We start from the raw sequence: 11,692 nt of genomic DNA on the forward strand, positions 1-11,692 counted from the left end.
ACTACACCGTCTAATTCGTCGGCAGCGTCAGATGGGTATAAGAGACAGGCTCCAGATGGAGCAGCACGTTCTTCGGCCACACCGAGTAGGCGGAGTCCAATCGTGACGCGAGCAGCGTCGTCAGCTCTCTGAAGCCGAGATAGCGTGGCTCGTCGTTGCAGATCGCCGGCTCGAACAGGATCGGTTGCCGCGGCTTGAAGCCGACCAGCGACGAGACGGTCCGCTCCAGCACCCGCTGCGGCATCCGCAGCAGCAGTTGCCGCGAGTTCTGTCCGAATTCGAGCTGGGCGCTCACCCCCGGCGAACAAATACACGCTGCGCCTTGCGACAGTTCGACGCGGCGATTGCCGCTGGTGAGTAGCGCGTCGCCCTCCAGGCAAAGATGCACCAACGCGATCTCGCGCTCGGGGATCAGCAGCCGGGTCGCTCCGGAACTGTGAACGAAATACAAGCCGATATGCGGCAGCTCGGCGAGGTTGGTCCGCATGAAGAAGTCGCTGGGATTCGAGACGATCATGTCGACGCCGTAGCGCCGAAGGATGTCTCTCGCTTCAACCGGATCGTGGCTCCGCACCAGCGGGAAATCCTGCAGTAATTCCTGATCCGAATATGAAACGATGTCTTCCGAATTCATCTGACGCTCACGCTGACTCCAGTGGATGGTCTCGCTATTTCGACCCTTGTGACAGCTTTGTCGACCCGTCTCCCGGTTTTGTCCTACCTGACCGAATTTGTACTTACTCGCGCTTAGCAGCCTGCTGATACGGACGATGATCGGTGTTGCGTGTTCGGGGCACCACCGTCGGGATAGCGAGCTCTTTGATCAATTTGCGCATCGCACGACCACGTCGTGAAGCAGCGAGTTTATCGGAAGCCCGCCCCGTCGGCGCTAACAACATCGGCCAATGCTCGAACGTATGGTGCGACGGGTCGGCACATTAAGGGTTGGGGTACCTGCCATGCAGCTTTCGAACGTCAAATTGCTCTACAAGATCATCGGCTGTTTCCTATTGCTCAGCGTCGTCGTCGGCTTCGGAGTCTGGTTCGCCGCTTCGAAGATGGAGGAGATCGACCGGACCTACGCATCGATGCTCGAAAACGAAGTGCAGGGCATGAAGGCGAACTTCCGCGCCAACGCCCGCCTGTTCAATTTTGGGCGGATGTCATGGCGGATCATCGCCGAAACCGATCCGGCGGAAATGCAGAAGCTCAGCCGAGAAATTGCGGCCAATCATAAGGAATTCAGCGATTTCATCGCGCAGGCGAAAAAGGGCCTGCCGCAGTTTGCCGCGGACTTCGATCGGATCGATCGGATGTTCGACGACATGATGACGAAGGAATACCCCCCGCTCGAGCAGGCCACAATGGCCAACAACAACGAGCTCGCGGTCCGTCTGGCCAAGGACATTGCCAAACACAATCAGGCCGTGCGCGATGCTCAATTTGCAATCAGCAATAAACTCGACAAGGAGCTGAGCGATCGCTCGCACGCGGCGTCGGCCGATGTCGCCAGCACCATCAAGTTGACGGTTCTGCTTGTCGGCGGCGGCTTCCTCGCCGTGCTGGCGCTTGCCTTTGCGATCGTGCAGTTCGGCATCGCCCGTCCGATTGGTCGGCTGGTCGACGATCTGCAGGCGATGGCGCGAGGCCAGGACGTCGAGGTCTCGGGCACCGAACGCGGCGACGAGATCGGCCAGACCGCCAATGCGGTCAATGGCATCAAGCTGATGCTCGCCGAGAAGGCCCGGCAGGAAGCCGCCGGCAAGGCCGAGCAGGACCGCATCATTGCGGTCCAGCGCGAGCAGGAGATGGAGAAGCTCGCGCATCAGTTCGAGGCTGCGGTCGGTGAAGTGATCCGCGCGGTGTCGTCCGCCTCGACCGAGCTCGAAGCGTCTGCGACGACGCTGACGTCGAGCGCGCAGCGTGCGCAGGAAGTCACCACGTCGGTCGCGGCGGCTTCCGAGCAGGCCTCCGCGAACGTGCAGTCGGTGGCGTCGGCGACCGAGGAGATGGCCTCGTCGGTCACCGAGATCAGCCGGCAGGTTCAGGACTCCGCGCGCATCGCCCATGAGGCGGTGACTCAGGCGCAACGCACCAACGAACGCGTCGGCGATCTGTCGCAGGCGGCAACGCGGATCGGCGATGTGGTCGAACTGATCAACACCATCGCCGGCCAGACCAATCTGCTGGCGCTCAACGCCACGATCGAAGCAGCGCGCGCCGGCGAGGCGGGCCGTGGCTTTGCGGTGGTGGCGGCGGAAGTGAAGGCGCTTGCCGAGCAGACCGCCAAGGCGACCGGCGAGATCAGTCAGCACATCGGCGGCATCCAGGCTGCGACGCATGAATCGGTGAACGCGATCCGCGAGATCGGCGCGACGATTTCGAAGATGTCGGAGATTGCGTCGACCATCGCCTCGGCGGTGGAAGAGCAGGGCGCCGCGACGCAGGAGATCTCGCGCAACGTCCAGCAGGCAGCCCAAGGCACGCAGCAGGTCTCTGCGAGCGTGGTCGACGTGCAGCGCGGCGCCAACGAGACCGGCTCGGCATCGACGCAGGTGTTGGCCGCGGCGCAGTCGCTCGCCAATGACAGCAACCGGCTGAGGATGGAAGTCGGCAAGTTCCTCGAGACGGTCCGCGCGGCGTAAGCGTCGCGGCTCTTCCGCGGACAACCAGTTGCCCCGGGTGCGGACTGTCAAAGCCCGCACCACCCGGCCGGATCGTGGCCGCCATCGACGTCCTTTTCGGTTGAACCGTGCTCGGGTTCTGACCGACTATGGCGCAGGCGGACGCGATCCGGCCGCTTCGTTTTGAGGGACTGGAATGCGATCGATCGGAAGGGCCGGCACGCGGCATGGAGCTGCGCTACTTGCGGCCGTCATCTGCGTGCTTGCGCTGCTGGTCGCCGGCCCCGCATCGGCTGCGAAGCGGGTCGCGCTGGTGATCGGCAACGACGATTACCGCAACGTCCCCAGGCTGCAGAAGGCGGTCAACGACGCGCGCACGATTGGCGACGCGCTGAAGACCCTCGGCTTCCAGGTGATGGTGGCCGAGAACCAAACCCGCGCCGCGTTCAGCCAAAGCCTGCTGGCATTCGACACCACGATCGAACCCGGCGACACCGCGTTCTTTTTCTATGCCGGTCATGGCTTCGAGATCGCGGGGCAGAACTACCTGCTGCCGATCGACGTGCCGGCCGCCACCGAGGGCCAGGAGGAACTGGTGCGTGACGCCTCGATCATGGCGGACCGCATCATTGACCGGCTGCAGAACCGCGGTGCGCGCACCGCGATCCTGGTGCTCGACGCCTGCCGCAACAATCCGTTCGAACGACGTGGCGTGCGTGCGCTGGCCGGGCGCGGCGGGCTTGCGCCGATGACGACGCTGCCTGAAGGCGTATTTTCGATTTTCTCAGCCGGCCCGCGACAGACTGCGCTCGATCGGTTGTCCGATAACGATAGCAATCCGAACTCGGTGTTCACCCGGGTGTTCGTGAAGCAGTTGCTCGATCCCGGCGACAATCTGGTGCAGGTGGCGCAGCGCACCCGGCGCGCCGTCAGCGAGATGGCCGATACCATCGGCCACAAACAGGTCCCGGTGTATTTCGACCAGATGGTCGACGACGTCTTCCTGAACGGTCGGCCGCAGCCGAGCTCCGCCGCGACGGAGCCTTCGCAGAAGGTCGCCGCACTGCCGCCGGTGGCACCGCTGAAGCCGCCGGCCTCGGAGACGCTGAACGCGCCGATCGCCAGCTTCTCCCGGCACAATGGCGGCTGGACGGTGTCGTTCTCGATTGCCGATCCGACGCTGGGCATCTCGTGGCGGATGGGCGAGGGCGCATTCCGCGAAACCGGCTTCATGGACGCGCTCGATCCGCGCACCCGCAAGCGGATGCCGAACCCGTCGATCCAGCTTCCCGCGGACGCGCCTGCCGGCACCATCGAGCTGCGCTACATCGATGCGCAAGGCGAGATGCAGGGGCCGTTTCCGATCAAGTTCGAACCGGAGGCGGCGCTGATCCGCGATCAGCGCAAGATCCTCGACATGACGGCGACCAGCTGGCTGTCGTTCCGCGACTACAATGGCCTGCTCGTGTACTACACGCACCTGATGTCATATCGCTGCGCGATCCGGGAAGTCCGGATCGGGATCGACAGCGCGGTGCCGGACAAGGTGCTGAAGATGCCGCCCTGCGATATGCGCGATCCGATTGCGATCCCGAGCAGCGCGCAGCCCTATCTGAAGCTGGCGCCGAACGTGCAGTCGGTGTCGGTCGAGCTGACCTACCGCGACGGCAGCGTGTCGGAGATCAAGACGTTCCGCCGGTGAGGCTCGTGTCGCAGCGATCGGCTGGGGCCTCGGCTGGAGGAACACAGGTCCGTCATGAGGCGCCCTTCGCCTCGATCAGTGCACGAACGCGCTCGGCCACCTGCGGCGAGGCAGGATTATAGACGATCATGCCGAGTTCGGGGCGCCCCTCGACCGCGAAGGACGAGAACTCCAGGTCCAGACGACCGGCCTCTGGGTGTTTGATACACTTGACGCCTTCGCCATGCGCGACGACGTCGTTGTCCTGCCAGAGCGCGGCGAATTCGGTGCTGAGCCGGCACAGCTCATCCACCAGTCGGGAGACCTCTTCAGTACCGGCGGCGCCGGCGCGGGCCACGTCGGCACGGAACGCGCCGACGACGAAGCGCGCCACGCTGCTCCAGTCCTCCTGCCGGGCTCGCTTGCGAGCATTGCCGAACAGCAGGCGCAGGATGTTGCGTTGCTCGCGCGGCAGCTTGCTGTAGTCCGTAAGCAGTGCCGCAGCGGCCTTGTTCCAGCCGACGACGTCCCAGGTTGCGGTCTTGATAATGGCCGGACTGAGCGGCATCGCATCCAGCACCCGCTGCAATCGCGGCGAGATGCCGTCGGCGGGCGTGTATCGCACTTCCGGCGGCCGGCCGAGGCCGAGCATGAACAGATGCTCCCGCTCGGGTTCGGTCAGCATCAGGCCCTTGGCGATGCGATCAAGCACAGCGGCCGACGGCGCGCCGCCGCGGCCCTGTTCGAGCCAAGTGTACCAAGTGGGGCTGATATTGGCGCGCTGCGCCACTTCCTCGCGCCGCAGTCCAGGCGTGCGGCGCCGACCGATGGAGAAACCGAGCGCGGCCGGGTCGAGTCGGGTCCGGCGGCTGCGCAAATAGGAACCGAGCGCGTTCTGATCAGGAGTCACGTCTGATCCTGTTGATTATTATACCAGGATAATGTCACGGCTTTAACAGGTTTAGACATACCGCCAGATTTGCCGCCGAACAAACTCGGAGGTGTCTGATGCGTGTCTTCCTCACTGGTGCGACCGGCTTCGTCGGTTCGCACGTCCTCAAAGAACTGCTTGCCGCCGGCCATCAGGTGACCGGGCTGACCCGCTCCGATGCGGGCGAACGTTGGCTGGCTCAGGCAGGCGCCAGCGTTCATCGCGGCACACTGGAAGATGCCGGCAGTCTCGCGCGAGGGGCCGAGCAGGCGGATGCCGTGATCCACACGGCGTTTGATCACACCTTCTCGCGCTATCTTGAGAATTGCGCCAAGGACGCGCGCGTGATCAGCGCGATGGCGGAGGTGCTGAAGGGCTCGGACCGGCCGCTGATTATTACGTCGGCGACCGGCATCGGCTCCCCCGGGGCCGGTCTGCCGGCCGTGGAGGAGGTGGTCGACTGGGCCCACGCTTTGCCGCGGATCGCCAGCGAGCGCGCCGGCCGGGAGGCCGCCGACAAGGGCGTCTCGGTAGCGGTGGTGCGGCTGCCGCAAGTGCACGACACCGAAAAGCAGGGTCTGATCTCGCCACTGATCGACATTGGCCGGGCCAAGGGCGTGTCGGCCTATGTGGGCGACGGCAGCAACCTTTGGTCGGCTGTCCATATCGACGATACCGCGCGCCTGTATCGGCTCGCTCTCGAACATCACCAGGCTGGCGCTCGCTACCATGCGGTCGCCGAGGAAGGCGTCAGTATGCGCCGAATCGCCGAGACGATCGGTGCGGGTCTCGGCGTTCCGGTGGCCGCGTTGCAGGCGAACGAGGCGGTCGGTCACTTCGGCTGGCTGGCGCCGTTCATGGCGATGGACATGCAGGCGTCGAGCGCCGCAACGCGTAGCCGGTTGAACTGGACACCGACCGGCCCCGACCTGCTCACCGATCTAAAGGCGATGGACTATCGCAAGCTGCGCACGGCGAGCTGACCATCGTGAGGCGGCCGCTTGCCGCGTGCCGTCTCACGCCTTGCGCGAAATGAAGATCAGCAGCAGCCCGCCGAATGCGGTCGAGGCGCCGTACCACATCCATTGCGACTGGTTGATCATGAAACTCTGAGCCGGCCATTGAATGAGGCCGGCGCCTTGGCCGGTCCAGACCAGCCCCACGAGCAGGGCGATGACGCCGATGACGAGAAACAATGTGCGCATGGACGAATTAGGCACGGTTTGGCCGACCGGCACAAGACCCGCGAAGGTCGACCTGGACTAGCCGCCGCTGAGTGAGCGGCTGATCCGGGTGACGATCGGGTCCCAGCGGCGCTTCTCGGCCGCTGGATAGTTGATCAGCACGCAGTGCATCACGTCCGCCGCTCGATTGCAGCGATTGTACCAGATGCGATCGTTACGGATGCTGGAGACGACGAAGAACCGCGGGGTGACGCGGCGATAGATGATGCCCGACGGCGGCTTGCGCGCCGCCAGGAACGCGGCCGGAGATATGCCGCTTGGGTTGGCGACGGTCTGCACCGTGAGGTCGGCCCGCCCATCCGAGGTGACGAAGCGGCGGCCCGGACCATTCTGTGCGGCTCCGCCATCGTCGCTGAAGATCGCGGTCGGCACAGCGACCGAGGCGCCGCTGTCCCGGATCGTGTAGCGCTGCCAACCGTCCGCTTGCTGCGCCTGGGCAAGGCTTGGCCCCAGCATCGCCGCGGCGGTGATCGCCAGGATCCAGGGTCTCATCATGATCTCCGCTCCGAGTTGCCGAGCAATCAACGTGGCTCGGTCGGCAAGGTTGCGAGCGAACGCGTCGAGCCTCGCTGGTTTCGGCGGGGCGGGCAGGGCGCACGGCCGATCAGGTGCGGACGGTATGAGCAAGATCGACTGGTAACGATGCCTGTGCAGTGTCGCATTTGATATGCGATATTCAATTTGCGAATCTTTATTGAAAACGCAGTGCGCCATCAATTCGCTCGTGGCCTCGCTAAGCTTCGCCACCACCACTCGGCAAAGCACTGCGCCTCACGCCGTCAATTCGGCCGTGATGATCGAGGAAAGAGACATGAATATTAATAAGTATCTTGCTGAGATGATCGGCACGTTCTGGCTAACCTTCGCCGGCTGCGGCAGTGCGGTGATCGCAGCGGGATTTCCCCAGGTCGGCATCGGCCTTGTCGGCGTGTCGCTGGCGTTCGGGCTCAGCGTCGTCACCATGGCCTATGCGATCGGGCACATCTCCGGCTGTCACCTCAATCCGGCAGTGACGCTGGGCCTCGCCGCGGGGGGACGTTTCCCGGTCAAGCAGATCGCCCCGTACATCATCGCCCAGGTGCTCGGCGCGATCGCCGCGGCGGCGCTGCTGTATCTGATCGCCAGCGGCGCGGCCGGCTTCGACCTCGCCAAGGGCTTTGCCTCAAACGGCTACGGTGCGCATTCGCCGGGCCAGTACAATCTGGTCGCCTGCTTCGTCATGGAAGTGGTGATGACCATGATGTTCCTGTTCGTGATCATGGGCTCGACCCACGGCAAGGCGCCGGCCGGCTTCGCGCCGCTGGCGATCGGCCTGGCGTTGGTGATGATCCATCTGGTCAGCATTCCGGTGACCAACACCTCGGTCAATCCGGCCCGCAGCACCGGTCCGGCGCTGTTCGTTGGCGGCTGGGCGATCGGCCAGCTCTGGCTGTTCTGGGTGGCGCCGTTGATCGGCGGCGTGCTCGGCGGCGTGATCTATCGTGTGCTCAGCCCGGAGCCGACCGGCGTGGTCGAAGGCGCCAAGGCGCGATAGCCGCGAGGTCTGCGCCGCCGCTTCCGGCGGCGGCGCGTCTTCGTCTTACACGTCCAGTAGTTCGTCGCTGGCGAACTCGGCCTTCTCGGAGATGAAGGCGAAGCGGGCTTCCGCCTTGGTGCCCATCAGCCGCTCGACCGAATTGGCGGTGCCGTCGCGGTCGTCCGGGAGCAGCACGACGCGCAGCAGCGTGCGCTTGGCCGGATCCATCGTGGTCTCTTTGAGCTGCGCCGGCATCATCTCGCCAAGACCTTTGAAGCGGCCGACATCGACCTTGGCGTTGGCGTTGAATTCCTTCCGCAGCAGCTCTTCCTTGTGGGCGTCGTCGCGGGCGTACACTGTCTTGGCGCCATGGGTCAGCCGGTACAGCGGCGGCACGGCGAGATAGAGGTGGCCCTCGTCGATCAGCTTCGGCATCTGCCGGTAGAAGAAGGTGATCAGCAGCGAGGCGATGTGGGCGCCGTCGACGTCGGCGTCGGTCATGATGATGATGCGCGAGTAGCGCAGATCTTCCTCGCGGTAGTTCACCCCGGTGCTGACACCGAGCGCCTGGATCAGGTCCGACAGCTGGGCGTTCGCCACCACCTTGTCCTTGCCGGCGGAGGCGACGTTGAGGATCTTGCCGCGCAGCGGCAGCACCGCCTGGGTCGAGCGGTCGCGCGCCTGCTTGGCGCTGCCGCCGGCCGAGTCGCCCTCGACGATGAACAGCTCGGAGCCTTCGGCCGCGGTCGAGGTGCAGTCCGCCAGCTTGCCCGGCAGCCGCAGCTTCTTCACCGCAGTCTTGCGCGAGATTTCCTTTTCCTGGCGGCGGCGCAGCCGCTCCTCGGCGCGCTCGATCACGAAGTCGAGCAGCTTCGTGGCCTGCACCGGGTTGCCGGACAGCCAGTGGTCGAACGGATCCTTGATCGCCTGTTCGACGATCTTCTGCGCTTCGGCGGTGGCGAGGCGGTCCTTGGTCTGGCCCTGGAATTCAGGCTCGCGCACGAACACCGACAGCATCACCGCGGCGCCGACCATCACGTCTTCCGAGGTGATCGACGAGGCGCGCTTGCCCTGGCCGGCGCGCTCAGCGTGGTCCTTGAGGCCGCGGAGCAGGGCGCTGCGCAAGCCGGATTCGTGAGTGCCGCCGTCGGGCGTGGGCACGGTGTTGCAGTACGACGACAGGAAGCCGTCGGCATCGGCGGTCCAGGCCACCGCCCATTCGCACGCGCCGTGCGCGCCGTTGCGGCCCGACTTGCCGGCGAAGATGTCCGGGTGCACCAGCGTGTCGTTGTGGATCGCCGCGCCGAGGAAGTCCTTCAGGCCGCCGGGGAAGTGAAACTCGTCCTCGGCCGGGACGTCCTCGATGCCTTTCAACAGTTCTGGATCGCACTTCCAGCGGATCTTCACGCCGCCGAACAGATACGCCTTCGACCGCGCCATCTTGAACAGACGCTGCGGCTTGAACGCGGCTTTGGCGCCGAAGATCTCGGTGTCGGGCTTGAAGCGGACACGGGTGCCGCGGCGGTTGTTGACCTTGCCGAGGTCCTCGAGCTTGCCCTTGGGATGGCCGCGCTCGAACACCATGCGGCTGAGCTGCTGATTGCGCGCCACTTCGACTTCAAGACGCGACGATAACGCATTGACGACGCTGACGCCGACGCCGTGCAGACCGCCCGAGGTCTCGTACACCTTGCTGTCGAATTTGCCGCCGGCGTGCAGCGTGCACATGATCACTTCGAGCGCCGACTTCTTCGGGAATTTCGGATGCGGATCAACGGGAATGCCGCGTCCGTTATCGGAGACGGTGAGGAAGCCGTCGGCCGACAGCTCGACCTCGATGAAGGTGGCGTAGCCCGCCAGCGCTTCGTCCATCGAGTTGTCGATCACTTCGGCGAACAGATGGTGCAGCGCCTTTTCGTCGGTGCCGCCAATATACATGCCGGGCCGGCGCCGGACCGGCTCCAGCCCCTCCAGCACCTCGATGTCGGCGGCGGTATAACCGTCCTCGGCGCCGCTCGGCTTCGCCGCCGCCTTGGGCGCGGCGGGCTTCGGCGCAGCCCCGAACAGGTCGCTGGCTGATTTCGATTTCGAGCTTGCCTTCAATGCCTTGGCCATGAGTCCTGGAGTCTGTTCTGATGTCGTGCGAACGGCCTGAGCCGTACGAATCGCTGTGTTGCACTATGCCATGGAAGGGCTACGGGTGTGACGCTGGGTCGAGACCCGGCCGGCGCAGGGCGCCGACAGGGGCTGCGGGCCGGGCGGATGCACGAGAATGTGCACCCCGCAAACCGGTGCCGACCGACTACCGGGAGGCCATATAGGCTCCTCGGGCAGGGTTGAATAGAGCCGACGCGCCTTGGGACCCTGCGTTGCAGCGATACCCTAATACCGGCAAAGGCTTGTGCCGGATCAATCTTCCGGGCTGAGGCGTGAGGTCGCGCCGGCCGGCCGCATTGCGGCCATGCCGGTCTGGTCGGGAGGGCGTGTCGCATGTTGGACCCGCCATGGTCCGTGCTATTGCGACAGCCATATGAAAGGTCGCGTCGGGGGACGGCGGCCACCTGAAAGACAATGGAAGCCTATATCCACGACATCGCCGAATTCGTGCGCCAGCATCAGGCGTGGGCCGCCCCCGTCGTCCTGGCGCTGGCCTTCGGCGAGTCGCTCGCCTTCATTTCGCTGCTGATCCCGGCCTGGGGCGCTCTGGTTGCGATCGGGGCGCTGATCGGCGTCTCCGGCCTCAGCTTCTGGCCGGTATGGATCGCCGGCGGCGTCGGCGCTGCGCTCGGCGACTGGGTCTCGTATTGGTTCGGCTACCGCTACAAGGACAACGTCGCCCAGATCTGGCCGCTGTCGAAATATCCCGGGCTACTGCGGCGGGGCGAGGACTTCGTCCGTAAATGGGGCGTGCCGAGCATCTTCATCGGCCGGTTCTTCGGGCCGCTGCGCGCCTCGGTGCCGCTCGCAGCAGGCATCTTCGAAATGCCGTTCTGGCCGTTCCAGATCGCCAATGTGGTGTCGGCCTTGGTGTGGTCGGCGGTGCTGCTGCTGTTCGGCGACGGGTTGTCGATCGGGCTCGGCTGGATCCTGCGGTCGGTCTGACGGTCCCGATCAAATGCGCGTCATGACGTGATCGCGCCATGAGTTGCGGCTTAGACTGCGCCGCAAATCACCAGCGAGGACACGCCATGGATCTGACCCGACGTCACGCCCTCACTGCGACTGCCGCGCTCGCGGCGGCACCGCTGCTGCGCAGCGCGCCCGCCCACGCCGCGGCGCCGGTCGCCGACAAGCAGGCGCCGAGCTACTACCGCTACCGGGTCGGCGATGCCCAGGTGAACGTGGTGTCCGACGGCATCAGCACGTTTCCGCTGGCCGACGGCTTCGTGCTCAACGCGATGAAGGACGACGTCGGCGAGGCGCTGGAAGCGGCATTCCTGCCCAAGGACAAAGTCTCGATCCATTTCGCGCCGCTGGTGATCAACACCGGCGGCAAGCTGGTGGTGCTCGACACCGGCAACGGCCCCGGCGCGTTCGCGTCGAGCAAGGGCAATGTCGGCCAGTTCGCCAGCAACATGGCGGCCGCAGGGTTCGATCCGAAGGCGGTCGATCTGGTGGCCGTCCCCTATACCCATCTGACGCTGCCGACGAATTAGACGGTGGAGGTCTCGGGGGTGGCCCGCGCTTCAGAAAAAA

At 65.1% G+C, this 11,692-nt stretch carries 10 protein-coding genes and 1 pseudogene; 6 read left to right on the forward strand and 5 right to left on the reverse strand.

Annotated elements, in window-relative coordinates:
• Positions 1 to 10 precede the first annotated feature (10 nt).
• A complete protein-coding gene (locus DYI24_RS28770) occupies positions 11 to 634 on the reverse strand; it encodes a cupin domain-containing protein (RefSeq protein WP_246701234.1) in 624 nt (207 codons plus the stop codon).
• 325 nt (positions 635 to 959) lie between these two features.
• On the opposite strand from DYI24_RS28770, the gene DYI24_RS11975 reads away from it, so the two are divergent.
• Together DYI24_RS11975 and DYI24_RS11980 are read left to right on the forward strand one after the other, a co-directional pair.
• Positions 960 to 2,645 (forward strand): methyl-accepting chemotaxis protein, encoded by a 1,686-nt coding sequence (locus DYI24_RS11975; protein WP_164572440.1) that lies wholly within the window; start codon positions 960 to 962, stop codon positions 2,643 to 2,645.
• 175 nt (positions 2,646 to 2,820) lie between these two features.
• Complete coding sequence (locus DYI24_RS11980; protein ID WP_164572441.1) at positions 2,821 to 4,326, forward strand: caspase family protein; 1,506 nt, start codon at positions 2,821 to 2,823, stop codon at positions 4,324 to 4,326.
• Between the two features lie 52 nt (positions 4,327 to 4,378).
• Here the strand turns inward: DYI24_RS11980 and DYI24_RS11985 are convergent, their stop codons facing one another.
• Positions 4,379 to 5,215, reverse strand: a complete 837-nt coding sequence (locus tag DYI24_RS11985) for a helix-turn-helix transcriptional regulator (RefSeq protein ID WP_164572442.1) — start codon at positions 5,213 to 5,215, stop codon at positions 4,379 to 4,381.
• Positions 5,216 to 5,313: 98 nt separating this feature from the next.
• On the opposite strand from DYI24_RS11985, the gene DYI24_RS11990 reads away from it, so the two are divergent.
• The gene (locus tag DYI24_RS11990; RefSeq protein ID WP_164572443.1) at positions 5,314 to 6,219 is read left to right on the forward strand and encodes an SDR family oxidoreductase; all 906 of its coding nucleotides are present in this window, start codon (positions 5,314 to 5,316) and stop codon (positions 6,217 to 6,219) included.
• Between the two features lie 33 nt (positions 6,220 to 6,252).
• Here the strand turns inward: DYI24_RS11990 and DYI24_RS11995 are convergent, their stop codons facing one another.
• A complete protein-coding gene (locus tag DYI24_RS11995) occupies positions 6,253 to 6,474 on the reverse strand; it encodes a hypothetical protein (RefSeq protein WP_502706337.1) in 222 nt (73 codons plus the stop codon).
• A gap of 24 nt (positions 6,475 to 6,498) precedes the next feature.
• Positions 6,499 to 6,975, reverse strand: coding sequence for a hypothetical protein (locus DYI24_RS12000; protein WP_205523490.1), 477 nt, complete (start codon positions 6,973 to 6,975; stop codon positions 6,499 to 6,501).
• 316 nt (positions 6,976 to 7,291) lie between these two features.
• Between DYI24_RS12000 and aqpZ the strand changes: the two genes are divergently transcribed.
• On the forward strand, positions 7,292 to 8,014 hold the full coding sequence (gene aqpZ / locus DYI24_RS12005) for an aquaporin Z (RefSeq protein ID WP_164572444.1): 723 nt from the start codon (positions 7,292 to 7,294) through the stop codon (positions 8,012 to 8,014).
• Between the two features lie 45 nt (positions 8,015 to 8,059).
• On the opposite strand, the gene parE is transcribed toward aqpZ, so the two are convergent.
• Positions 8,060 to 10,111 (reverse strand): DNA topoisomerase IV subunit B, encoded by a 2,052-nt coding sequence (parE, locus tag DYI24_RS12010; RefSeq protein ID WP_107344412.1) that lies wholly within the window; start codon positions 10,109 to 10,111, stop codon positions 8,060 to 8,062.
• A gap of 456 nt (positions 10,112 to 10,567) precedes the next feature.
• Between parE and DYI24_RS12015 the strand changes: the two genes are divergently transcribed.
• Positions 10,568 to 11,098 (forward strand): DedA family protein, encoded by a 531-nt coding sequence (locus DYI24_RS12015; RefSeq protein WP_107344413.1) that lies wholly within the window; start codon positions 10,568 to 10,570, stop codon positions 11,096 to 11,098.
• An 86-nt stretch (positions 11,099 to 11,184) separates the two neighbouring features.
• Positions 11,185 to 11,631 (forward strand): annotated as a pseudogene (locus DYI24_RS12020) (MBL fold metallo-hydrolase); the annotation flags it as partial.
• Positions 11,632 to 11,692: the final 61 nt, after the last annotated feature.

Origin of the sequence: Rhodopseudomonas sp. BR0C11, assembly GCF_010820945.1 — a bacterium.
GTDB lineage: Bacteria > Pseudomonadota > Alphaproteobacteria > Rhizobiales > Xanthobacteraceae > Rhodopseudomonas > Rhodopseudomonas palustris_H.